This is a genomic window from Aidingimonas lacisalsi, from assembly GCF_008079445.1.
GTDB classification, from domain to species: Bacteria; Pseudomonadota; Gammaproteobacteria; order Pseudomonadales; family Halomonadaceae; genus Aidingimonas; species Aidingimonas lacisalsi.
Map to the genome: position 1 here is coordinate 580,708 of NZ_VRYH01000002.1, position 24,187 is coordinate 604,894.

The 24,187-nt window shown below is 60.0% G+C and carries 20 protein-coding genes; 13 read left to right on the forward strand and 7 right to left on the reverse strand.

Translation table 11 applies throughout. The features are described 5' to 3' along the window. Window positions 1-225: 225 nt before the first annotated feature. Complete coding sequence (locus FVV99_RS05915; RefSeq protein ID WP_148253100.1) at window positions 226-1,008, reverse strand: NRDE family protein; 783 nt, start codon at window positions 1,006-1,008, stop codon at window positions 226-228. A 97-nt stretch (window positions 1,009-1,105) separates the two neighbouring features. Here FVV99_RS05915 and FVV99_RS05920 point away from each other — a divergent pair, with 97 nt between their 5' ends. The 11 genes from FVV99_RS05920 to FVV99_RS05970 all read left to right on the forward strand — a co-directional run bounded on the left by FVV99_RS05920 (window position 1,106) and on the right by FVV99_RS05970 (window position 12,190). Then, window positions 1,106-2,485 carry a response regulator gene (locus tag FVV99_RS05920; protein ID WP_161598963.1) on the forward strand — a complete coding sequence of 460 codons (1,380 nt, stop codon included), beginning with the start codon at window positions 1,106-1,108 and terminating at the stop codon, window positions 2,483-2,485. Further along, on the forward strand, window positions 2,485-3,282 hold the full coding sequence (locus FVV99_RS05925; RefSeq protein WP_148253199.1) for a sulfite exporter TauE/SafE family protein: 798 nt from the start codon (window positions 2,485-2,487) through the stop codon (window positions 3,280-3,282). The genes FVV99_RS05920 and FVV99_RS05925 overlap by 1 nt, the downstream gene beginning before the upstream one ends. Before the next feature lie 9 nt (window positions 3,283-3,291). After that, window positions 3,292-4,074 carry a prolipoprotein diacylglyceryl transferase gene (lgt, locus tag FVV99_RS05930; protein WP_148253102.1) on the forward strand — a complete coding sequence of 261 codons (783 nt, stop codon included), beginning with the start codon at window positions 3,292-3,294 and terminating at the stop codon, window positions 4,072-4,074. Between the two features lie 136 nt (window positions 4,075-4,210). Next, on the forward strand, window positions 4,211-5,023 hold the full coding sequence (locus tag FVV99_RS05935) for a thymidylate synthase (protein ID WP_201745030.1): 813 nt from the start codon (window positions 4,211-4,213) through the stop codon (window positions 5,021-5,023). 262 nt (window positions 5,024-5,285) lie between these two features. Beyond that, entirely contained in the window at window positions 5,286-6,296 is a 1,011-nt protein-coding gene (locus tag FVV99_RS05940) for a porin (RefSeq protein WP_161598964.1), read from the forward strand. A gap of 85 nt (window positions 6,297-6,381) precedes the next feature. After that, on the forward strand, window positions 6,382-7,272 hold the full coding sequence (gene phnD / locus FVV99_RS05945) for a phosphate/phosphite/phosphonate ABC transporter substrate-binding protein (RefSeq protein ID WP_148253105.1): 891 nt from the start codon (window positions 6,382-6,384) through the stop codon (window positions 7,270-7,272). A 169-nt stretch (window positions 7,273-7,441) separates the two neighbouring features. Further along, window positions 7,442-8,245, forward strand: coding sequence for a phosphonate ABC transporter ATP-binding protein (locus FVV99_RS05950; protein ID WP_148253106.1), 804 nt, complete (start codon window positions 7,442-7,444; stop codon window positions 8,243-8,245). Between the two features lie 16 nt (window positions 8,246-8,261). After that, a complete protein-coding gene (gene phnE, locus FVV99_RS05955; RefSeq protein WP_148253107.1) occupies window positions 8,262-9,074 on the forward strand; it encodes a phosphonate ABC transporter, permease protein PhnE in 813 nt (270 codons plus the stop codon). 96 nt (window positions 9,075-9,170) lie between these two features. Next, a complete protein-coding gene (locus FVV99_RS05960; RefSeq protein WP_148253108.1) occupies window positions 9,171-9,698 on the forward strand; it encodes a dihydrofolate reductase in 528 nt (175 codons plus the stop codon). A 181-nt stretch (window positions 9,699-9,879) separates the two neighbouring features. Further along, the gene (locus FVV99_RS05965) at window positions 9,880-10,689 is read left to right on the forward strand and encodes a ProQ/FINO family protein (protein WP_236645314.1); all 810 of its coding nucleotides are present in this window, start codon (window positions 9,880-9,882) and stop codon (window positions 10,687-10,689) included. Between the two features lie 379 nt (window positions 10,690-11,068). Continuing rightward, complete coding sequence (locus FVV99_RS05970; protein ID WP_161598965.1) at window positions 11,069-12,190, forward strand: porin; 1,122 nt, start codon at window positions 11,069-11,071, stop codon at window positions 12,188-12,190. Between the two features lie 111 nt (window positions 12,191-12,301). On the opposite strand, the gene FVV99_RS05975 is transcribed toward FVV99_RS05970, so the two are convergent. Further along, window positions 12,302-14,068: a putative bifunctional diguanylate cyclase/phosphodiesterase gene (locus FVV99_RS05975; RefSeq protein WP_236645323.1), complete on the reverse strand. Its 1,767-nt coding sequence runs from the start codon at window positions 14,066-14,068 to the stop codon at window positions 12,302-12,304. A gap of 127 nt (window positions 14,069-14,195) precedes the next feature. Further along, window positions 14,196-15,911 carry a putative bifunctional diguanylate cyclase/phosphodiesterase gene (locus tag FVV99_RS05980; protein WP_148253111.1) on the reverse strand — a complete coding sequence of 572 codons (1,716 nt, stop codon included), beginning with the start codon at window positions 15,909-15,911 and terminating at the stop codon, window positions 14,196-14,198. A 412-nt stretch (window positions 15,912-16,323) separates the two neighbouring features. On the opposite strand from FVV99_RS05980, the gene FVV99_RS05985 reads away from it, so the two are divergent. Then, window positions 16,324-18,267, forward strand: a complete 1,944-nt coding sequence (locus FVV99_RS05985; protein WP_236645315.1) for a sensor domain-containing diguanylate cyclase — start codon at window positions 16,324-16,326, stop codon at window positions 18,265-18,267. A 151-nt stretch (window positions 18,268-18,418) separates the two neighbouring features. Beyond that, a complete protein-coding gene (locus FVV99_RS05990; protein WP_161598966.1) occupies window positions 18,419-19,492 on the forward strand; it encodes a zinc-binding metallopeptidase family protein in 1,074 nt (357 codons plus the stop codon). Here FVV99_RS05990 and FVV99_RS05995 read toward each other — a convergent pair. The 4 genes from FVV99_RS05995 to FVV99_RS06010 are packed head-to-tail and all read right to left on the reverse strand — an operon-like array spanning window position 19,467 to window position 24,161. Next, window positions 19,467-20,297 carry a FadR/GntR family transcriptional regulator gene (locus FVV99_RS05995; protein WP_148253114.1) on the reverse strand — a complete coding sequence of 277 codons (831 nt, stop codon included), beginning with the start codon at window positions 20,295-20,297 and terminating at the stop codon, window positions 19,467-19,469. The two genes, FVV99_RS05990 and FVV99_RS05995, sit on opposite strands and share 26 nt — an antisense overlap. Window positions 20,298-20,299: 2 nt before the next feature. Beyond that, window positions 20,300-21,316: an ABC transporter ATP-binding protein gene (locus FVV99_RS06000; protein WP_148253115.1), complete on the reverse strand. Its 1,017-nt coding sequence runs from the start codon at window positions 21,314-21,316 to the stop codon at window positions 20,300-20,302. Next, the gene (locus FVV99_RS06005; protein WP_201745031.1) at window positions 21,313-23,217 is read right to left on the reverse strand and encodes a dipeptide/oligopeptide/nickel ABC transporter permease/ATP-binding protein; all 1,905 of its coding nucleotides are present in this window, start codon (window positions 23,215-23,217) and stop codon (window positions 21,313-21,315) included. The genes FVV99_RS06000 and FVV99_RS06005 overlap by 4 nt, the downstream gene beginning before the upstream one ends. Next, entirely contained in the window at window positions 23,214-24,161 is a 948-nt protein-coding gene (locus tag FVV99_RS06010; RefSeq protein WP_148253116.1) for an ABC transporter permease, read from the reverse strand. Before FVV99_RS06010 ends, FVV99_RS06005 begins: the two co-directional genes overlap by 4 nt. Window positions 24,162-24,187: the final 26 nt, after the last annotated feature.

Here is a 24,187-nt window from a genome sequence, read left to right on the forward strand (position 1 = left end):
TGAAGTCGCTCCCACATGAACCCGTGCCACCTGGGTGGTAAGATTGTGGGGGTCGTAGGAGCGGTTTCAACCGCGATGCAGGGCGTTGAGCCCTGCTGGATGTTCCACCGCCGGGCGCCTGACGACGCCCATCGCGACTGACGTCGCTCCCACATGGAACCCGTGCCACCGGGATGGTGAGGTTGTGAGGGGCGTGGGAGCGGTTTCAACCGCGATAAGGCGGTGTCATGCGCGGTTATTCATGTCCAGCGAGAGTGCGGTTTCCCCCAGCCATTGACCGCCCGGCCCATAACGGCGCTCGGCCATATCGATATGGCCGTCGGCATGCCATGTAAGCCAAGTCATTGCGCGTGTCCCGTAATCGTCACCGACGATAAAGAGGGGGGACAACTCCCGTTCCCGTGCAAGGCCGATGCCCGTCTCGGGGAGTCGTGAGTCATCACTCTCCTGGTGGCTGTCACCCATGACGTCCAGGGCATCGTCGGGCCAGCGGCCCGATGTCAGACACCAAGCCAGACCGCGTCTGGCGCGTTCGGTCTTCGGCCAGGGCGTATCGAGCGAGGCATTGGAGATGGCGTGTTGGCCGGGGGGCACTCGCAAGAGTTGGGGAGTGCCGTGTCCATGGTGTAAGTGCCAGACATGCTCACCGTCGCTGGTCAGCAGGTTGAATCCCGCATATGCCGCCGCCCGGCGGGTGGCTAACTGATCCAGCCAGGCCGGCAGGTCGTCGCATTCGAGTGCGTCGCGGACGAGTTGGCCGCGGCTGGGTGGGTCGGCCGGGGGGACGAGTGCCGTGTCGCGAACATTGGTGACTGCCGCCAAGCGTCCACGACGGTGAACGGCCAACCACCCACCGCCGGCAACCAGGTCCCGGCCACCGACGATATCGGGTGTCTCTTGCCAGGGTGACAACGGTGCCGTGTCACGGGCATGGAATTCATCCCGATTGGCGATGAGACGCAGCCTGATGGCGGCCTCGGGGCGGAAGTCAAAAGCGATCAAGCACATGAGGGAACCATAGCGTCAAAGGCGCTGCCATGCCATGACATCATCGTCGTCGCCAAGTACACTCAGGGATTCGATTCGACCGATAACAGGGAAGCATATGCGCGTCGAGGCACGCACGGAAAGCCTCTGGCACCGGCTGGTATGGCCGATACTGTGGCGGTTGCTGCTAGCTGAAGGGGTGCTGATCACGTTATGCGTCATCGGGTGGGGAGCGATCTGGATTGCTTCTATGCCTCCGGCGCTGGTCTGGCAGGCGCACACCTGGCTGGTTCTGGCCCTGTTGTCGGGCACCGGGACCATCGTTGCCATCTTTTTCGTGATGCTACGCCAACGCCTGAGGCACTGGGAAGCCGCTATCGATACCCCTTGTGATCGCCTTGAACATCTGCTGCGCGAGGTACAGAAGGATCTCCCTTTCTGGCTGAAACCCCAGCGGTTGCTGCCGGTCAAAACCGAACCTCAGGGCCCCTTGTCCCGTTTCGAGACCTTGCTGGATGGACTCGAAACGCTGCTGGACCGCCTTGGCAAACGCCCTCGGCTCGAGCAGATGCTGTCTGCGGCGAGTCAACCCGCCTTTATCGTGCGTCACGATACGCTGGTAGAAACCAACACAGCATTCGAGCAATTGGTCGGACGCACCCGAAGCGACCTGCGGGGTATCGGGCCGCATTATCTGTTGCGCCATGACGAGCGTGATGAAGATGCCAATATCGTGCGGATTCACGATGCCCAGGGACAGTGGCACGTTTTCCGTCTGGTGACCTTGAAGGACGGGGAGGACTACCAGCTCGGTGTGCTTGAAGACGTGCAGGAGATTCGTCAGCGCATCTCTCAATTGACCCTCTCGCGTGACCATGCGCGCGAGGAGTCGCGGCTGAAATCGAATTATCTGGAACTGTTGCAGCGTGAGCTGAACCCTTTGGTGGTCGAGCTCAACGAGCTCTTTGCCCGGCTCGACATGGCCGATGAAAACTTGCTGGTGCGCGAACGTCTGGCGGATATCGCAGTGCTGGTTGCCAATCTGGTCGATACGCCGGAGAGCCAGTCGCCGACGGTAGAGCCCGAACCAAAGCCGGTCGAGTACCGGATTCTGGTCGTCGATGACGGGCCAGTGAATACCATGCTGGCGCACAACGTGCTCGAATCACAGGGATTGACCGTCGACACGGCCGATAATGGTCGCATTGCGCTGGAAAAAGCGCGCCAGATGCATTATGACCTGGTGTTCATGGATATCTTCATGCCCGACCCCGATGGCATTGAAACGAGCCGCCTCTGGCGTGCCAGAGAAGCGACGGGCGAGCAGACGAGGCGCAGTGTGCTGGTGGCACTGACCGCCAGTGCCACTGACGAGGACCGTCGGCGCTTCGCCGATGTCGGTATGGATGACTGCATCGCCAAACCGTATCGGCCGAGTGAACTCGTCGACATGATCCAGCGCTGGTTACCGCAGGCACTGCAGGCTCGCTCGACATGATGACGGCCGTGGTCATATGGGGTGCATACCTGGTGCTGGGCGCATTGGCGGGTACCATGGCCGGTCTGTTCGGTGTCGGGGGTGGCCTGATCATCGTGCCCGTTCTCGTCATGGGCTTTGGCCTGCAAGGGATCGACGAAGCGGTGATCATGCACCTGGCCGTGGGCACGTCGTTGGCGACCATCATGATCACGGGCGCCTCTTCCGCCTGGAGCCACTACCGGCGAGGGAGTCTGCACTGGCCCTGGTTTCTGGCGTTATTGCCGGGGTTGATACTCGGGGCGATTGCCGGTGTCTTCATCGCTGGGGCATTATCCAGTGGCTTGTTGGGCACCCTGTTCGGCGTGTTCGTCTGGCTGATGGCCATACGGTTGGCCGTGGGATTCACGCCGCGCGTCGGTCACCGTGCCCCGGGGCGGGCCGTCATGGTACTGGCCGGCGTCGTGATCGGGGCTATCTCATCGCTGTTCGGTATCGGCGGCGGGGCGCTGACCGTGCCCTGGTTGTCACGTGCCGGCGCCTCCATGACCCGGGCGGTTGGAACATCCGCAACCTGCGGCTTGCCAATTGCCCTGTTCGGTACCCTGACATTCATGGCAATCGGCTGGGGCGAGGCCCGTCTGCCTGCCATCGCGACCGGATTCGTGATGTGGCCCGTGGTACTCTGCATTGCCATCACCAGCGTGCCTTTTGCCCGTTTGGGAGCGCGCCTGGCGCATCGTCTGCCGGCACGAGTCCTGCGCCTGGGGTTTGCCACACTGCTGGCGGTGGTCGGGACCAAGTTCTTGTTGTCATAAGGATTCTCCATGCTTGCTTACCCCAATATCGATCCTGTGGCCTTTTCTCTGGGGCCGTTGACTATCCACTGGTATGGCCTGATGTACGTCATCGGCTTCGTGGCGGCGTGGTGGTTGGGCCGTCGCCGTGCTGATCGCCTCGGTGTGAGCCAGGATGCGATTGGTGATCTGCTCTTTTACGGTGCCTTGGGGGTCGTCGTCGGCGGGCGTGTCGGTTACGTGCTGTTCTACGGCATGGGCCGATTCCTGGAAAATCCGCTTTGGCTGTTTCAGGTCTGGGATGGCGGCATGAGTTTCCATGGCGGCTTGCTCGGGGTGTTGCTGGCGGCACTGTTCTTCGCCCGACGGCACGGCCTGGCGTTCTTCACACTGACCGATTTCATCGCACCGCTGGTGCCTATCGGACTGGGGGCGGGGCGTATCGGCAATTTCATCAATCATGAACTGCCGGGGCGGGTCACCGACCTGCCCTGGGGCATGCCGTTTCCCGGTATGGGGCCGCAGCCCCGCCACCCGTCGTCGCTGTATGAATTCCTGCTCGAAGGCGTCGTGCTGTTCATCATCCTGTGGTGGGTATCGGCGACGCCGCGTCGGCGTGGCATGATCTCGGGGCTGTTTCTGACACTCTATGGAGTGTTCCGCTTCGCCGTGGAGTTCGTGCGCATGCCCGATGCGCACATCGGCTTCCTGGCCGGGGGGTGGTTGACCATGGGCATGCTGCTCTCACTGCCCATGCTTGGCTTCGGCATCGTGCTGCTGGCCTGGTCACGTCGTCAGCCGATGACCAATTAGCGTAAAGTGTTGGGGAGGAGTGACGATGCGAACAACCTGTGATGAGACGGATGAACAATGGCCAGTCCTGGCTTGTGCCGTTGGTGAAAAGTACACTACCTCTCCATTTTCCTAGACCGGAAACGACCTGACCGCAATGGATTCTCCAGCACTCGAACAGCCTTATCTCGACCTGATGCGCCAGGTATTGGCGCAGGGCGTTGCAAAGCACGATCGTACCGGCGTCGGTACGCGCAGCATTTTCGGCCATCAGATGCGTTTCGACCTGGCGCGCGGTTTTCCGCTGGTGACCACCAAGAAACTGCACTTGCGCTCGATCATCCACGAATTGCTATGGTTTCTCTCCGGCGATACCAACATCCGTTATCTGCAGGATAACGGGGTGTCGATCTGGAACGAGTGGGCCGATGAGAACGGTGACCTCGGCCCGGTCTACGGCTATCAGTGGCGTAGCTGGCCACGCCCGGATGGCGGTCATGTCGATCAGATCGCCAATGTCGTCGCGCAGATCAAGACGAACCCGGATTCGCGGCGGCTGATCGTCTCTGCCTGGAACCCGGCGCTGGTCGAGAACATGGCCCTGCCACCGTGCCACTGCCTGTTCCAGTTCTATGTGGCCGAGGGGCGCCTGTCCTGTCAGCTTTACCAGCGCAGTGCCGATATCTTCCTGGGCGTGCCGTTCAACATCGCCAGCTATGCGTTGTTGACGCGCATGATCGCCCAGGTCTGCGGCCTGGCGCCGGGCGAGTTCATCCACACGCTGGGCGATGCCCATCTGTACGCCAATCATCTGGAGCAGGCCGAGCTGCAACTCTCGCGTACGCCGCAGTCGCAGCCTCGGCTCTGGCTGAATCCCGCGGTGAACGACCTGTTCGCCTTCCGCTTCGACGATATCCGCATCGAAGGGTATGACCCGCATCCGGCGATCAAGGCAAAGGTGGCAGTATGATCTTTTGATCGTGTAGCACGTGTATGCTTTTCACGGTGTATAGAATTGCATCTGCATCAATAAGCCGCCCTTTGAGGCGGTTTTTTAAGTTTTATTACATGATTTTTATTATTTAATTAAATCTAATGTAACATTAATGTTATGATTTCATAAGAAATTATTAACTGCATCGTCATATTTTCCCTGCAAAGTTACCGCCGAATCCATGGGGTTCTTCGGTTGCCTTTGGCAATATTTTCAGAATCTATTTTTGGTGACTTTTATGAGCAGGGTGACGATGAAAACGGCGGTGGCATTGGGGGCCACTTTGGTTGCTGCTTCCGCTCAGGCTGAAGACTTTGAGGTCGGTGAGAACACCACGATGTCTCTCTTCGGCACGATCGAGCTGAAATACAATACCAGTCATGTTATTGACAATAATCAGGGTGACACAGAAAGCGAGTCCGGTTACGAAGATAATGGCTCCAGCATCGGTGCGGGCGTTGAGCACCGCTTTGATAATGGCCTTACGGGTTACGCAATTGCCGAGTTCGAGCACGATGCCAACGAGTCCGATGGCTCGGTCAAAGAAGATGTCGCCTTTGCAGGGCTTCGTGGTGATTTTGGTGAGGTGCGTGCAGGGTCTTTCGACAACATCTATACCGCAGCCATTTACGACCTGATCGATCCGTTCGAGACGGCTAGCCTGGGTGAGGAGGTCGTCAGCGAAGAGGACAACCAGATCGCCTATTACAGCCCGAGTTTCGATGGTTTCAGTTTCGAGCTGATGGCGCGTATCAAGGGCGACAAAGAGTCGGAAACCGGGGATAACGATCAGGGCATCGCCGGGGTCGTCAAGTACGCCGCCGATACCTGGGCGATCCATGCCGGTTTCGATGATCGTGGCGCCAACGCAGTCGAGGGGCCTAATGGTGAGTTTACGACGCAAGACCCGGTGTATGGGGTAGGTGGCCTGGTCAGCCTGACCGATGATCTCGGCCTGGCTGCCCGCTATTCCGTGCAGGAAAATCTCGAAGGCTCCAGCGATGGCGATGAAACGGCATTCTATGGTGCATCGCTCAGCTATGATTATGGCCAAGGCACCGTTTACGGCGCGGTACAGGAAGTCGATCCCGATCAAGGGGATAGCGACACTCAGTTCGCCGCCGGGGTGAACTACTCCATCGTCGACAACCTGTACGTCTACAGCGAGTACGGCAGTTATGACCCGGCCGATAGCGAGGTCGGTGAGATCGACACCCAATACGAAGTGGGTGCCGTCTACGAATTCTGATCCTGACCCAGGCGCTCACGGAGGCGATCCGCCCCTACCACGCCAGGGACACGGCTTTACAGAAACTTGTTGGAAGGAATGCAAGATGCATATGTCCATGAAACGACTGCCTGCCGCGATGGTGGCTGCAAGTACCTTGATGATGACGGCCGGCGTTTCCGCCAATGACGACTTGACCGATGTCTGTCCGTCACCCATCAAAATGGCCGACACCGGTATCGAAGGCATGGGGCCGCTGGATGAGGCATTCGGCCCGTTTGCCGAGGAATTCGAGGCCACGACCGGGCTGGAATTGGAAATGTTCAGCCTGAGTAACCGCACGGCAGCCGGCAATGCCCTGCAATACGATGATGTCGACCTGGTGTTTGCCGGTCCCTCCGAGTTCGTGCTTTTCGACGGGCTCAGTGATATCGAGATTCTGTTTGCCATTGAGCGTCCTCATTACGGCAGCAGCTTCTTCGTGCCGGAAGACAGTGATATCGAGTCTCTCGAGGATCTGGAAGGCAAGCATGTGGCGCTGAAGGATACCGGCTCGACCAGTGGCCATATCATTCCTAGCAAGATGCTGGTGGAAGCCGGTCTTGACCTCGATAAGGACCTCGAGATCACCATGGCCGGTGATGCTCGGGTAGCGGCGCTCGTCAATGGTGATGTCGACGCCATGGGTGGTGGCAATCGCGATATCGAAGAGATCGAAGCCTCGGATCCCGATGGCGACTATCGAGTGATTGCCAAGAGCGATGTACTGCCCGGCGACCCCGTGATCATGCGCGGCAATCTCCCGGAAGACTGCAAGAGCGGTTTGCGTGACTCGCTCCGGGCCAATGACGATGCGCTATGGGAAGCCCTGGTAGCGACTGATCGCAATGAGGACAAGTTCCTCAATCGTGACTCGTCCATGGGCTTCGATCGCACTGCCGAAGACTATGAAGTCATCGAGCAGGCCTACGATGCGGCAGGCATCGAGCTCGAGTAATCACCTTCATCGCTGATCGTTTCTTTCTTGCCATAGTGGACGTGGAATTCGGCACAAGGACGTGCCTGTTTCCTGTTTTGTCATTATCCATTCATATTCTTTGATCAAGGTCACGGGAAAGTACGTGGCGGTGCGCCTCACGTTGTTTCCTTTTTCCCGGAGTTCTCAAGTGACAGCCATTCAGGTCCAGGACCTTCACAAGTCGTTCGATTCTCTTCATGTACTGCGTGGTATCGATTTCGAGATCGCTCAGGGCGAATGCGTCATCCTGTTGGGGGCCAACGGGTGTGGCAAGTCGACACTGATGCGTTGCCTCAACGGATTGGAGCGGCCCGACCGGGGGAATGCGTACATGCATGGCACTGACATTGCGACTGCCGACGCCAGGCAACTATGTCAGCTACGTAGACAGGTTGGTGTCGTCTTCCAGCAATTCAATCTGGTGCAAAATCTTAGTGTCTTTCAGAACGTTCTCTATGGCGCGATGGGGGAGCAGCGTTTCGGCCTGCTCGCCACACTGTCCCCTCTGGCTAACGACGCCCTGCGCGAGCGTGCCATGTACTGTCTGGAGCGGGTATCGCTGGCGGATAAAGCGAAACATAAATGTCGTGAGATCTCAGGTGGTCAACAGCAGCGGGTTGCTATCGCACGTACGTTGATGCAAGAGCCATCCGTGCTGATCGCCGATGAACCTGTTGCCAGCCTCGACCCGAGCGCCGGACGCAATGTCATGAATCTGTTGATGGCCATTGTGGAAGAGCAACGCATGACCGTGCTGTGCTCGTTGCATCAATTGGAACTGGCTAGCGAGTATGGCGATCGGCTGATCGGCATGAAAGCCGGCCGGATCGAATTGGATGCCAGTCGCGACACTGTCGACCATCAGCGTATGGCATCGCTGTATCAAGGTGACGTCAGAGTAGATCACGTACCGACCACACACCACGAACGCCCAGTGACAGCCAGCGTATAAAGCGAGTGCCATCCTGATGAGTCAAGTGAAACGTCCTGCAGCACCAACGACACCTCCACCTACCCGTTTCAAATCACCGCCCGTCTTCGCCTGGCTCTTGATAGTGACGTTTCTTGCCCTCTTTCTGCAGGGTGTCGTCGCGACCGAGATCAGTGTGGAGCGGTTGTTGAGGGGGGCGGTCAATCTCGTTCATTTCATCGGCAGAGCCTTTCCGCCGGACCCCACGGATATCAACACCATCGGTTGGGCCATGCTCGAGACCATGAATATTGCTGTCGTTGGTGTAACGGTCGGCGTATTGCTGAGCATCCCGTTCGCACTGCTGTCGGCGCGTAATACCACTCCCTGGCCCTGGGTACGCGTAATGAGCCGACTGATGATTGCCGCCATGCGGACAGTGCCCGACCTGATCTGGGCCTTGATCTTCGTCGTTGCCGTCGGGCTCGGGCCCATGGCAGGCGTTCTGGCGATCATCATGGACACGATCGGTTTCGCCGCTCGCTTTTTCTCCGAGCGTATCGAAGAAGTGCACCCAGGTCCCTCCGATGCGCTTACGGCGACGGGCGCCGGGCGGCTATCCGTCATCGGTGGCGCCATTCTGCCGGAGACGCTGGCCTCGATGACGGCCACCAGCCTCTATAGCGTGGAAAAGTCCATACGCTCCGCCGTCACCCTGGGTCTAGTCGGCGCCGGAGGCGTAGGTGTCGAATTGGCGGCCGCGATGCGGCTATTCAATTATGACGAAGCGTTGATGATCATACTGGTCATACTGGTCGTCGTGATCGGCTTTGAACAACTCTCTTCCGCGATCAGGAAACGCGTCATTTGAGAGGTGGCAAACCGTAGGCTCGGCCATGCTCGGTCCTGTTTCTCGGCTGTCGATTGCGCTAGGATGCGCTTGTTCGCAATGATAGCTGGAAAACTCATGTTAGAGAGCTCTCTGCAGACCCCCATCGCCATGATCGCCGCCATGTCGCGCAACCGCGTGATCGGCATCGACGGCAAGTTGCCCTGGTACCTGCCCGAAGACCTGAAGTTCTTCAAGGCCATTACCCTGGGCAAGCCACTGGTGATGGGGCGCAAGACGTTCGCCTCGATCGGCCGGCCGCTACCGGGGCGGCTCAATATCGTCGTCACCCGTGACGAGTCGTTCAGCCATGACGGCGTGAGCGTCTGCCATGACCTGCCCAGTGCCCTAAAGCTGGCCGATGCACAGGCGATCATCGATGATACGGAAGAGATCATGGTGATGGGCGGTGCCCAGATCTACACCCAGGCCCTGCCGTATGCCGAGCGGCTGTATCTGACCGAGGTCGACACCGAGTTGACCGGGGATACCTACTTCCCGCAGCGTTCGGATGCCGAGTGGCAGGAAGTGCAGCGCGTGGCGGGCACCCCACGGGAAGGGCAGCCGGCTTACGATTTCGTTGCCTATCAGCGGCGTGCAGGGTGATCGCCGGCCCAGCCGATGAGGGCGTGGTGGCGGAGAATGGGCGGCCTGAATTTGTCAGAACGGCCAACCTGGCACACACTGATTTATCAACATCTTCATAGCGCGGGTTCTCGGCTCAGTCGGAAACGTCGGCGGCGGGTGCCGGTTTTCGAAAATGCCTAGTCAGGGAGGGGCTTGGTCCATGCTCGAACAACGCGTCAATGCGCTATTTGAAGCGCTGGAACAGCAACTCGAGCGTCATCGTCATGAATGGCTGGCGGTGCAGGAGCGGTTGGCGGAACTCGCCGCCCGCAACCGCGAGCTGCAAGCCAGCCAGAGCGAACTGCAGACGCAACTCGACGCTGCGAAGGCCGCGCCGGAGTCGGCACCGAAACATCGCAGCCAAGGCCTGGCCGCCTTGATGGCGCGGCGTGGTCATCCGCGCGTGGCAACGAACGACACATCTGACGATACGCCCGTGGCGTCCGCCAGTGATGAGGCGCCCGAGCGGGAACCCGCCGGTGCCGAGCAAGACAGTGAAACGCGCGCCGAGCAGGCGCCCAGCCATGCAGACGATACCGACGATGCCCAGAGCCGCCTGCCGATCGGTGAGGCCCCCGGGCCGCAGGCGCTGCTCGATCAGTGGTACCAGCGCTATACCGAGACGTTCTTCAAGGGCCATACCCGGCCACTCAAGGTCGGTATCCACAAGGATCTGATGGCGCGTGAGCCGTGGCCGGAAAAACTGGTGAGGCGGGCGCTGGCGTGTTATGTCCATCTGCCGCGTTATCTCAAGGCCGTGCGTACCGGTGCGGAACGGGTCGATCTCGATGGCAACAATGCCGGGCAGGTGACGGAAGGCGAGGCCAAGTACGCGCGCCGCCAGCTCGAGGAACTGCGCGCCCAGGATCGGAGCCGCCAGGCCCGCCAGCAGCAGCGCCAACAACAGCAGGACAGGGCGGACCGCCTGGAGCGCAAGATCGGCGAACTGCTGGCCAAGCACGAGCGTTGATAAGCAGGTCTTGCATTAACACCTTGCGTTGAATCATTATATCGTACGCCAATGTCGGTCATGTGCCTGTCACAAGGTGCTGGCAAGCTTCACGGCGTTGCCAGGGTGGTGGCACGACCTTGGGGCCAAGGGAAAGTTCCCGGGTTTTTGCGTATCGAGATTGAAAACGGTGTTTTTTCTTCTTGCACTCTCGAAAATCCCGGTATATGGTTTCCCTGCGAGCATTGGATTATAACAAGGCTTCGCAGCGGCAGAAGGTGTCGGGCAACTGTCGAACAGTGTTTGTTCACTTGGGTTGCTCAAGCCCTCGATGCCAGGCAAGCCAACTGCATACTGCAGAAACGATCGAAACAGAAAGCTAGTGAAAGGAACAATCGCGATGAAAAAGACGCTGTTAGCCACTGCTATTGCCGGTGCCCTGGGCGCCTCCGCTGCTCAGGCCGCAACAACCGTTTACGACCAGGACGGCACCAAGCTGGACGTCTATGGCCGTCTGGCACTCGCTGTCACTACTGGCGGTGAGCAAGTCGAAGGCGCTGCCAAGTCTGATGGCTCTGAGTTTGTCGATCTTGGTTCACGTTTCGGCTTTATCGCCGAAGAGCAGGTCAGCCAGGACTTCTCCGTCTTCGGCCGCATGGAGTTCCGTGCCCCGATGGACGAGCAGTCCTTCCAGGAATTCAACGTCCGCAATACCTATGCGGGTGTGCGTAGCGAAACCTACGGTCAAGTCTGGGCCGGTAACTTCGATTCCATCTATTACCAGGCCGGCTCCGTATTGTTCGATGTGCCGGAAAACCTCGGTTGGGAATCGATCGGCAGCGTGAGTAACCAGTCTCACGGCGATTCCATCGCCTACAAGTCGCCGGAATTCGCTGGCTTCACCACCTGGCTGCAGGCCAAGCACCATTCCGGCAACGGCAGTGACCAGATGGTTGATACTGACGGCGATGGAATGGAAGACACCTCCGTCGGTCGCGAATCCTCGACTCTGAGTGCCCAGGCGGCCGTTTCCTACGAGCAAGGGCCATTCTACGGCGCCCTGGTCTGGGATCAGGACAAGCGTGCCTTCGACGGTACTTCTGAAGAGCGTGTCACTAGCGGGAATCAGCGTACTGTCGCTGAGTACGAAGGTACCGACGAAGACATCATCGGCGCTTTCGCCAGCTATCAGGTGCTGCCAGCGCTGAGCCTGCGCGCCGGCTATGAAACCCAGGATCAGAACGAAGAGCTGGGTACCATCGGTCAGGACATCGCCAGCGTTGGCTTCTCCTTCGACTACATGGATAACGCCGGTATCTATGGCCAGTATTCCCATATCGATATGGAGCAGGGCGACGAAGACGAGACCATGAATCGTTGGATGCTCGGTACCAACTACTTCTTCAGCGACCAGATGTACGGTTTCGCCGAAGTTTATGACGGTGACTTCGACACCGATGAACAGATCAACGAAATCGACGATGAGTTGATCACTACCGTGGGTGTCCGCTACGACTTCTAAGTCGAGCCCGACTCACGAACTATACGACACGCTCGTAAAGAAGCCGGCCTTCGGGCCGGCTTTGTCGTGTCTGGCATGTTTCCTTCCCCTACTTATTGATGACCGCGGGCCTTACTCGCGCGAAGCCAGCCAACGCTCCAGTTCATCGGCCGCCATCGGATGAGCGAAGTGGTAGCCCTGGGCATGCTGGATGCCCTGATCGGTGAGGGCGGTGAGCCCGGCTTGATTCTCCACGCCGACGACCATGCAGTCGATGCCGAGGTTGGTCAGCAACTGAGCGATGCCGGAAAGCAACTGCTGGCCGCGTGCGTCTTCGCCGACCCCGGCAATCAATGCACCGTTGATCTTCGCCTGGGTGATCGGTAGCCGCGCCAGGTAGGAAAAATTGACATGGCCCTCGCCGAGTTCGTCGATCGCCAGGTTGACGCCCAGACGCTTGAGTCGATGGAGCAGATCCGGTGTCGTGCTGGGTTCATGGGTCAGGCTGTCGCTGGCGATTTCCAGGGTCAGCCACTGGGCATCGTCGAGCTGCTCTTCGAGAAAGCGGTCGAGGGAGGCGTGGTGGTCCGGGTGATCGAAGAGATGATCGGCGACGATATTCACCGCGATAGGCAAGTCGCCCAGGGGCGAGCCTTGCTCTCGCCAGCGGCGATGCTGCTCGATCACCTGGCGGATGATCCAGCGGTCGAGCGGTACGGCCAGCCCCAGGCTGCGAGCCAGGGCCATGAATTCCCGCGGGCCGTGCTGGTCGTTCGGCGACTGCCGGCGTACCAGCGCTTCGAGGCCGAGCGGCTGTTGCGTATGAATATCCATCTGTGGCTGATAGACCACACTGAAGTGTTGCGACGGGTCCGTCAGCGCCTGACGCAATGTCAGTTCATCGCTGAGTTGCGACTGCATCTGACGGCTCAGGCGCTTATCGACGAAGGCGTGACGCGATGCACCGGCACGCTTGGCGCGGTACATTGCCGCATCGGCGTTGCGCAGCAACTCTTCCTGACTGTCGCCGTCACTGGGATACAGCGCGATGCCGATACTGGCCGATAACGGCATGGTGCCGTCATGTACCTGGAAAGGCGCCTCGAGCGCTTCCAGCAGACGCATGGCTACGGTCTGCGCCGACTCGACGCTGACGTCATGATCCAACAGGGCGACGAATTCGTCGCCGCCGAAGCGGGCCAGCGTGTCGTTGGCGCGCAGCACCTGAGAAAGCCGCCGACTGGCTTGCTTGAGCAAGTTGTCGCCGACGGCATGCCCCTTCGAATCATTGATGGCCTTGAAATGATCGAGATCGATGAATAGCAGGGCCAGCATCGTGTCATGCCGTTCCGCGTGCTTGAGCGCATGCTCGAGCCGATCACTGAACAACAAGCGATTGGCTAGCCCGGTCAGCGGGTCATGGTGAGCCTTGATCTGCAGCCGTGTCTGGTCTTCCTTGAGTTCGGAGATATCGATGAAGGTGCGGACGTAGTGGGTGACCTGCCCCTCGTCATCGATCACGGCGTCGATATTGAGTAGCTCGGGGTAGAACTCGCCGGTCTTGCGTTGGCACAGCACTTCACCTCGCCAGTGATGGTCGCGGGTGAGCTGTTCGCGTTGCTGATAGTATTCCGGTTTCTGTTCGCGGCTATGAAAACGGGCGATATCCCAGCCCAGCACTTCCTCGCAACCATAGCCGGTAATCTTCGAGAACGCATGGTTGGCGATCAGGACCCGGTGGTCGGCATCGGTGACGAGAATGCCGACACGGCTGTGGCTGAATGCCATGAGCGCCAATGTCTGCGAATGCTGGCCCTCTCCGTCGATGCGCCCTTGAGCCATCAGGCACGGGGGCAGGGAGGCGAGGATATCGGAGATGGATTGCAGATCGTCAGACATAGGCACGTGGCTGTTCCATCGGTCAAGGTTCCGTGTGCGAGGGGGCCGCCAGCGAATCTCACGCTTTCCCGTCGTTATGCGTTTTACCTACCTGAGCCTCTCACTATTGTTTGAGTGTCGGCATTCGTCAACTCGTAGGCATTTGATACCGTTCGAGCCAGATAGGTAATGCATCGACACTGAGGGCCCTGGAATAATGAAACCCCTGGGCCGATGCCACGCCGAGCTGGGCGAGTTTGGCAGCCAGGGCCGCATCCTCCACTCCCTCGGCGATACAGGACATATCCAGCCCGCAAAGCAAACGGTTGAGACCTTCGACCAGAATTTCACTGCGTCGTTCATTGGCGACACCCTGAACCAGGGTCATATCCAGCTTGACCTTGTTGATAGGAAGCCGCGCTATATAGGCGAAATTGGCGTAGCCGACCCCGAAGTCATCGATCGCGAGCCCGATACCGAGCCGGCGCAGCCGTTTGAGCATCGCTAACGTGATGTCGGACTCCGAGATCAACCCTTCTTCCGTGATTTCCAGAGTCAACCAATCGAGCGGGGTGTGGTAGGCGGTGAGGAAGGCATCCAGCGGTGTCTGCCGGCACTGTTCGGGCTGCAGTTGCTCGGGCATGATGTTGACGGCGATACCGTAGCGGGCCAATGGTGAGCCTTGTTCATGCCATCGGTGGTGCTGAGCGATGGCGGTATCCAGTGCCCAACGGTCCAGTTGCTGCCCCAGGCCCATGGTCCTGACCAACGGCAGGAAGCGAGCAGGAGGCAAACGCCCCAATGTCGGATGTTGCCAGCGCACCAGCGCCTCGAAACTGGTGACTTGACCGTTGCGCAGATCGATCTGTGGCTGATACTCGAGAAGCAGTTCGTGGGTATGGGTTTCCAGCGCGCGGCATAGCGCGCTCTCCATGGCCAACTGTTCGCGTAGCCGATGAGACAGTCCGGGATCGACGAAGGCAAACTGGCCGACGCCGACCCGCTTGGCGTCGTACATGGCGCCATCGGCATGGCGCATCAAGGTATCGGCATTGGTGCCATCATCAGGATAGAGGGCGATGCCGGTGCTGATGCTGATACGCAGTTGATGCCCCTGCACGACAATGGGCGATTCCAGGGCGGCGCCGAGCCGTAGTGCGGCGGATCGGGCTCCCTGGATATCGATGTCATGTTCGAGCAACACGACGAATTCGTCGCCGCCGAGACGCGCCAGGGTATCCTCCTGACGAATCACGGTACGCAGCCGGTCGGCAACGGCCTTGAGCAAGTCATCGCCGATGCCGTGACCCAGGGATTCGTTGATGCGTTTGAAATTGTCGAGATCCATGAACAGGACGGCCAGGCGGGTACCGCGTCGTTGCGACCAATCTAGTGCGTTATCGAGCCGCTCGTTGAACAGCAACCGGTTGGCCAGCCCCGTCAAGGGATCGAAATGTGTGGCTCTTTCCAGCAAGCGCTGTTCGAACCAGTCCAGGTGCTCCTCGGCAGCGTCGCGTTTCAGGAACAGGAGCGTCCCCTGGGTGCGCCCTTCATGGTCAAGGTAGGGATGGATCATGAGTCGGCCGGGCGGGTGGCCTTCAAGGACGATATCTCTGACGTTGCCATCCCGGCTGACGTCATCGAGCCGGTTGATCAGATCCCCTACGGCGAGCATGTGATTCAGCGCATCGACGGGCTGTCCCAGATGGGTCTGATCGACACCCAGTTGCTGATGGGCGGCGGGGTTGAAGCGTCGTAGCCGCTGTTGTGCGTCGAGCATCAGCAAGGGGAAGGGCAGGGCTCGCTGGATGTTCTCCAGGTCCAATGCGAGCTGTTGGTTGTCGATACTGCAATGTGTCGGCATTCGCCCAGTATCCTTGTTTGACGAGCCTGTGAACTCGCTGGCTATCGTGGGATTGTAGCGTGTCCAGCATGTATCATACCTGCGGCTTGGGTATGTGCTGAATCCCCCGCAGACAGCATGATCAAAACGGTTAAGTATAAGCTCATAAAAGCGCACCCGCCAAAAAGGCGGGTGCGTGTATGGGGTCACAAGCGTTCGAGGTGTTGAATAAGAGACGTTTTTTGACCCATGTGAATGAACGTCTGCGATGGCCTGAAGTGATAATCTTGGCAATGGCTCTTCAACAGATGTAATGGATGGCTCGTCGATGGGAGCGTGATGGGCACTTGATGCAGTCTTTCAGCAGATATCGGTTTGACGACGATATTGCATGGGACATGGAAATCGGGCGGCACTGCCTAGGTCGGGTCGTATGAAATGGTTACTTGGAACACTGCAGTCGCGTTTGATGCTGGGACTAGGCCTGGGCTGGTTGGTGCTTTTCGCTGTCGGCTTGGCGGGAGCATTGGTGTCCGGGTCCGGCATGCTGACTGATGCGACACGCGAACATCTGGAGTATGAAGCCACACTGATCGCCCAGCATGTCGAGCGGGCCGTGGATGTGCGTAAACGGGCCCTGCGCCGGTTGTCCAGCGAGGTGCAATGGGATGCTCCCGACCTGCATGAGGTATTGTCGAGTCAGGATGGCATGCTGGAGCTGTTCGATGCGCTGGCGGTCATTTCGCCCCAGGGGCGTGTGGTGTCGGACGAACCCGCCAAGCCGGGCAGAGTCGGCCTGGATGTATCCGATCGGGAGTATTTCAAACACCTTCGACATTTCGGCACGCCCTACGTGAGTAAGCCCTTCATCGGCAGAGCGAGCCGCATGCCCTTGGTGATGATCGCCGTACCGTTGGAAACGGACGACGGTGAGTTCGATGGGGTGCTGGGAGGCGTCGTCAGTATCGAAAGCGGCAAGCTCATCTCCAAGCTACGTGCGATGCGCATTGGTGATGAAGGTTACGCCACATTGATGACGGCATCAGGCACCATCCTCGCTCATCCCGACACGTCGCTGGTCATGGAAAGCGTGCCGGGCATGGAGACTCACCCGGCGCTGGATCTGGCGTTGTCCGGCTGGTCGGGCACGGCTGAGGGAACGCTGCTCGATGGGCAACATGCCATGCAGGCTTACCAACAGGTTTGGTCGGCGGATTGGGTCGTCGGGGTCTTCCTGCCGGAGAGCCAACTCGATGTGCTGATTGGAGCCTTCATCGATGAACTGTGGTGGATCGGGATGATCACCATGGGCTTGATGATTCCCGTGTTATGGGGGCTGATCCGTGGCTTGTTGGCGCCGCTGGGGCGCTTGGAACGTCAGATCGCGGGCTTGGGGCGCGGTGAACGCGAGTCGATCGCACTCGACACCGGCATGCGTGAATTGCAGGAAGTCGCCGGCACGATCAACTATTTCGTGCACGAGCGACGTCAGGCAGATTCACTGATCAAGAATCGTCAGGCATTCCTGGATGCGGTGCTGGCGTCGTCTCCGGTCGGCATGTTCGTCTGCGATTTGAGCGGGCGCATCGACTATATCAATCCCGCCCTGGCCCATCTGACCGGGCGCGAGCTCGATGACTATCGACAGGAGGGTGTCGCTGGGCATTTACATACCAATGAACTGAGCGATATTCGCGATCTATGGCAGGATACGCTGGCGACGGGCCGCGATTTCCAGCGCCAGTTCCGCTACTTTACCGCTGCAGGCGAAATGTTATGGGTGGAAGTGCATGTCAGCCTGGTGCGCGATGGCGAGCAGCCGCGTGGGTATGTCGGCACCGTCAAAGACATCACGCAGCGCCGTGAACAGGAAGCCATGCATCGCTGGGAAGCGGAACACGACCCCTTGACCGGCCTGCTCAACCGGCGAGGCTTCGAGCGCCGGCTGGAGGAGTCATTGGTTGCCTGGCGTAAGGCGGCAACGCCGGCGGTGCTACTGATGTTCGATCTCGATCGCTTCAAGCCGATCAATGACGAAGGCGGCCATGCCCTGGGCGATGAGATGTTGCAGCGTATCGCCAAGGCGCTGGGCGAGCGGGTCCGCACCAGCGATGTCATCGCCCGCCAAGGAGGCGACGAATTCGCGGTTCTAATGCCCGGCTGTACCCTGGAGCTGGCACACCGTGTTGCCCATGAACTGCAACGGGCGGTCTCCGACGTCACGGTCATCCATAATGGCAAGGCCTATCGTGTGACACTCAGTATGGGCATGACCGAGTTTCTCGATGGCGACTGCGACATCGACACCGTCATGGAACGTGCCGATGCGGCGAGCTATAAGGCCAAGGCGCAAGGGCGCAACATGATCGTCCATTGAGTCACTCCGTCGATGGGTTCGGCGGAAATTCGACATCGAAGGCCCTGATCAGGCCACACTTGTAAGGAATCGTTGTCAACGCCGCAGCCGCCTCTGTCGCTGAGGGCCGGTCTGGGGCATGATGGCGGCATCCGTTCCCGGGGAGTTCGACATGGCCGCTACTGCACCTGCCATCGATACCGATTATCTCGTTGAATGCCTGACTGCCATGCTGGATATCGCCTCGCCATCGCTGCATGGCGAGGCGATGGCGGAGTGGCTGACGCCACGGCTGGAAGCGTATGGGTTGGAGGTGACCACGACGGTGCGTGGCGACCTGATGGCGGCGTTGCCGAATGATGGCCCGCGGCGCGCGATTACCGCACACCTCGATACCCTGGGCGCCATGGTGGTCGGGCAGCGTGCCGATGGACGTCTGGCCGTGCGGCCCATCGGCCATTGGAATGCTCGCTTTGCCGGCGGTGCGCGGGTGAGGCTTCATGACGAAACGGGTCGTGTGACGGCGGTCGGTACCCTGTTGCCCGAGAAAGCGTCCGGCCATGTCTATAACGAGGCGGTGGACGCCCAGCCCTCGGATTGGGCACATATCGCGCTGCGACTCGATGTCAACGATACGTCGCAGACGGGCCTGGCGTCGCTCGGCATTGGCGTGGGCAGCCTGGTCAGCATCGAATCCCAGACCGTGATCACCGACAGCGGCTTCATCAATGCCCGGCATCTCGATAACAAGGCAGCGATCGCTTGCGTGCTGGCGGCGTTGCAGTCGGGGGCTGCCACACCGGGGACGCGGCTCTTGTTCTCGTGTGCCGAGGAACTGGGAGTGGGATTGACCGCGCCGATGGTCGAAGGAATCGAAGAAGTGCTCAATCTCGATATTGCTGCGCAAGGCGAGGGGCAGAACGTGTGCCACGATGGCGTGACCGTGGCCATGATGGATTCGCTGGGTCCGCTCCACCCGGTGGCGACACAACGCGTGTTGCAACTGTGCCGGCGTCACGCCATTCCCCACGCGCGTGATTGTTTTCCGTTCTATTACTGCGATGGCGATTCGGCCACGAAGGCGGGGAGCGACCTACGCAATGCGTTGGCGTGTTTCGGGGCCGATGCATCCCATGGCTGGGAACGTGTGCACATCGATTCACTGATCGCGCTGGCACGCTTGATCGCTCTATGGTGGCAACATGGCGAGTCGTCGGCGCCTAGTTCTTCTCGTCGGTGCGGGTAAACAGCCCGCTCAGGGCCAGATATTCGTGACTGGGGCCGGCCTCGTCGGCGTCGGCCTTGAAGAAGGCCTTGTCCAGCATCGCTTCGCGCTCTTCCATTAACGCCTGGGCGGCTTGCATGTGTTCCGCCATGATGTCACTGGCCGTTTCGACCTGGCCGCGACGCAGGGCATCGACGAGTCGGCGTTGGTAGTCATGACCCTGGCGCCGTAGTTCCGGATAGGGTTGGTCGTAGATGCGCTGGCAGGTGGTCAGGCTCATCAGCAAACGAATCGGAAAACGGCACATCAGTGCCAACAAGGGATTCGGGCAATGGTCGACCAGCAGCAGGTGGAACTCCAGCTCCTTGATACGCTGTTGACGCTCTTCCTCGAGTGACGCCGGCGGATGATCATAGAAGGACATGACCGATTCCAGACGTTGAAAGTCAGCGTCGTCCAACCGGCCATCGAGGCTGGCCACCAGTGTCGGTTCGAGCTGTTTCCTGACCTGGTAGATATCGTGAATGGTCGGCGGTCGGAAGAAGAAATAATTGCTCAGTAACTCCATGGCCCGGTCATCGGTGACTTCGGTAATGAAGGCGCCACCACCAGGGCCGGTACGCGTATGGATCAGTCCTTGCGATTCCAGGCCGCGCAGGGCTTCCCGAATCGTGCCTTTAGAGGCGTCGAGCACATCGATCAAGTGGGACTCCTGGGGGAGCCGGTCACCGGGGCCGAGGCCATGACTGGCAATATACTCCTTGATCGCGTCACCGATGACGGCAGTCCGCTTACGGCGCTGATTACGCGGTGTCGATGAAGTCATCCTTAACGTTCCTGAGCCGACTGAGTGGCGATGCGCTGCCATGGGCCTTCGATGGGATGGAAGCAGGCAGCCAGATGATCCTTGCCGGCAACCAGGTTGTCCAGAGGCGGTACCGTGTGTCGACAGTCGTCCTGAGCGCGTGGACAGCGTGGCGCAAAGGCGCAGCCGGGGGGCGGAGATAACGGGTCGGGCAGTTCGGCCTCTCCCTCTTCGGCCTTGATCGGCGGGCCGCCGGGAATCGGCGCACTGTCGAGCAACACGCGTGTGTAAGGGTGTGCCGGGGCGTGAAAAAGCTGCCGGGTAGGCGCTTGTTCGATCAGCCGGCCGAAATACATCACCGCAATGCGGTTACTGATGGTTTCCACGACCGACAGGTCGTGGCTGATGAAGAGGTAGGTAAGGTCGAACTCCGCTTTCAGGCGTCGCAGCAGCTGGAGCACTTGTGCCTGAATGGAGACGTCCAGCGCCGATACTGGTTCATCGAGAACCAGCAGTTCGGGATCGGCGGCCAACGCTCGAGCGATGCCGATGCGTTGGGCCTGGCCACCGGAAAACTCATGGGGATACCGAGCGATGAACTCCGGACGCAGATTGACCACTTCCATGAGCTCGCCCAACCGGTATTCCAGTGCCTGGCCTTCCAGGCCGCGCAGGTAGCGAAGCGGGGCGGCGAGGATATCGCGGATACGCTTACGGGGATTGAGCGAACTCAACGGGTCCTGGAAAACGTACTGAATGCGTCGGGCCAGTGCATGCCGGTCCTGTGCCCGCAGTTGCTGCAGGTCGTCGCCGGCATAGTGAATGGTGCCGCCTGACGGGGTGTCGAGACCGACTAACAATCGGGCGAGTGTCGACTTGCCGCAACCGGACTCGCCGACGATGCCCAGGGTATCGCCGCGCGCCACGTCCAGGTTGATGCCTTGCACGGCATGCACGCCGGCTCGATCGGGGCCGAACCAGCGTCGGCCGCCACCGAAGGTGCGGGTGAGCCCGCGGATGTCGAGAAGCGGCGTACTCATCGGGTGACTCCTTGCGGACTGGGCGTGGGGATACCGAGAGGCTTGATGCAGCGCACCTGGCGGTCGGTGTCGGTCGCGATCAGCTCGATATTGCCCTGGCGGCAGGCATCCTCGGCCAGATCGCACCGCTCGGCAAAGGCACAACCCTCGGGCAGAGCATCGGCGGCGGGAGGCAGACCAGGAATGGCCACCGGCTCGTTGTCCGGCTCGCCGAGTCGCGGCACGCAGTCGATCAAGCGTCGCGTATAAGGATGCCGAGGCGTCTCGAGGATCGTCTTGGTGGGGCCGATTTCGACGATGCGTCCAGCGTACATCACCGCGACGCGATCGCAAATCTGCGAGACGACACCGAAATCGTGCGTGATGAACAGCACGGCCGTGCCTTTCTCCCGACGCAGGTTCTGAATCAATGCCAGGATCTGTGCCTGGACGGTGACATCCAGGGCCGTGGTCGGTTCGTCGGCGATGATCAGTTGCGGATCGTTGGCCAATGCCATGGCGATGCCGACGCGCTGGCGCATTCCCCCGGAGAGCTCATGGGGGTATTGTTCGGCACGGTGTGCCGGGTTGGGGATGCGGACCTGGCCGAGCAGTGAGACAGCACGCGTTCTGGCATCGGCGCGAGACATCGGTTGGTGTTGACGGATCGCTTCCACGAGTTGGTCGCCGACCCGAAACAGCGGGTGTAGCGTCGCGAGCGGGTCCTGGAAAACGTAGGACACATCCCGGCCCCGTAAGCGACGGATATCGCCGTGTGGCAGATCGAGCAGGTCACGCCCTGCCAATGCCACGCGGCCATCGGTGATCACGCCCGGCGGGGAGGCCACGAGCCCCAGCAATGAGAGCGCCGTGACCGATTTACCGGAACCGGATTCCCCTACCAGGCCCAGACACTCATTGGGTTGAATGGCAAAACTGACGCCGTTCACGGCTTGATAGGTGTCATGTCCGACTTCGAAATCGGTTTGCAGGTTTTCCACCGAGAGCAGCGCGTCATCGTTCGTGGGGTCGGGGAGAGGCTTATGCCGCCGGCGAATGCGGGTGAACGGTGCCGGTCGCGACAGGGCACCGGATTTCAGGCGCGGATCCAGCGCGTCACGAATCCCGTCGCCAAGCAGGTTGATGCTCATCACCACCAGAAAGATCATCAGGCCCGGTACGGTGGCGACGTGTGGTGCGTTGAGCATCATCTTGCGTCCTTCGCCGAGCATGGATCCCAGATCCGCCTGGGGCGGCTGGGCGCCCAGGCCGAGGAAGCTCAGCCCCGCGGTTTCCAGGATCATCCAGCCGACGGTGGTGGACATGGTGATGACGATGACCGGGAGCACATTGGGAAGTATCTCGCTGGCGAGAATGCGCAGGTTGCCCTTACCGGAAAGACGCGCGGCATCGATGAACTCGCGATGCGCGATGCCCACGGTCACGCCGCGAATGTTGCGGGCGAAGAAAGGGATGTTGACGATGGCGATGGCGTACAGCGCATTCATCAGTCCCGGGCCCAGCACGGCAACGATGGCGAGTGCCAGCAGGATATAGGGGAATGCCATGAGCATGTCGATGCCGCGCATCAGGGTGTTGTCGGTGCGGCCACCGAAATAGCCGGCAACGATGCCGATCATGGAGCCGATCAGGGCGGCTACCAGCGACGCGGCGACACCCACGGCCAGGCTGATGCGGGTGCCCCATAGCAGTCGCGATAGGATGTCACGGCCCAGCGCATCGGTTCCCAATGGATGGCCGTCGCTCAAGGGGGGCATCAATCGGTTGGCGGTCTCGGTGATGTTGGGATCGGCCAGTGGCAGCCAGGGCGTGATCAGCACCAGCAGCACGATCAACAGGAGCATCACTCCCCCGAAAGCGGCCAGACGGTTGCGAGCGATCAGTGTGATGAAGGTCATCATGCCTGGATCCTCGGGTCGAGCCAGTGCTGGAGCAGGTCAGCAAGCAGGTTGAAGAGTACGTAGCTGGCGGCGACCACCAGTACGCCGCCCTGAACCAGCATCAGGTCGCGGGTGGAAATGGCATTGACCAGCATTCGGCCGATACCGGGCCATTGGAAGACGGTCTCGATGTAGACGGCGCCGCCGATCACGAAGCCGGCCTGAACGCCGATCACGGGAATGAGATTGACCAGCGCTACCTTGAAGGCGTGTCGCATCACCACTCGGCCTTCACCGAGCCCCTTGGCGCGTGCGGTACGGATGTAATCCTGGCGTAGCACTTCAAGCATGTTGGAACGGGTCAAGCGCGCAATGACGCCGGCAGCGACGACGGCCAGGGCAATGGCGGGCAGGACGAGATGATTGAGAATGTCCAGTAGGCCGCCACCGCCATAGGCGGCTGTCATGCCGCTGGCGGGAAACCAGCGCAGCCCGACCGAAAATGCCATGATCATCAACATGCCAAGCCAGAAGGCGGGTACCGAGATGCCGATCAATACCAGCAGGGTGATCACCCGGTCGCTCCAGCCGTATTGGCGCACGGCCGAGACGATCCCGGCGGCCACACCGATCAGAATACAGATCACCAGTGAGCTACCGGCCAGCAGCAGTGTAGCGCCGAAGCGCTCGAGCACTTCGTCAAGAACGGGACGGTTGAGCGCATAGGAGCGGCCCAGATCGCCCTGCAGGATATTGCCGAGCCAGACGAGATACTGCTGGGGCAATGGCAGATCGAGACCCAGATCGGCGCGTAGCCGCTCCAGGTTTTCGGGGGTCGCGTAGGAGCCGAGGATCGCCTGGGCCGGATCGCCAGGGATCAGCGACATGATCAGGAAGACGATCAACGACAGCCCGAGCAGCACCGGCACGGTCAGCAGCAGGCGGCGCAATGCATAGCGGAACATGATGATGCGTCCAGGTTGGCAGTGGT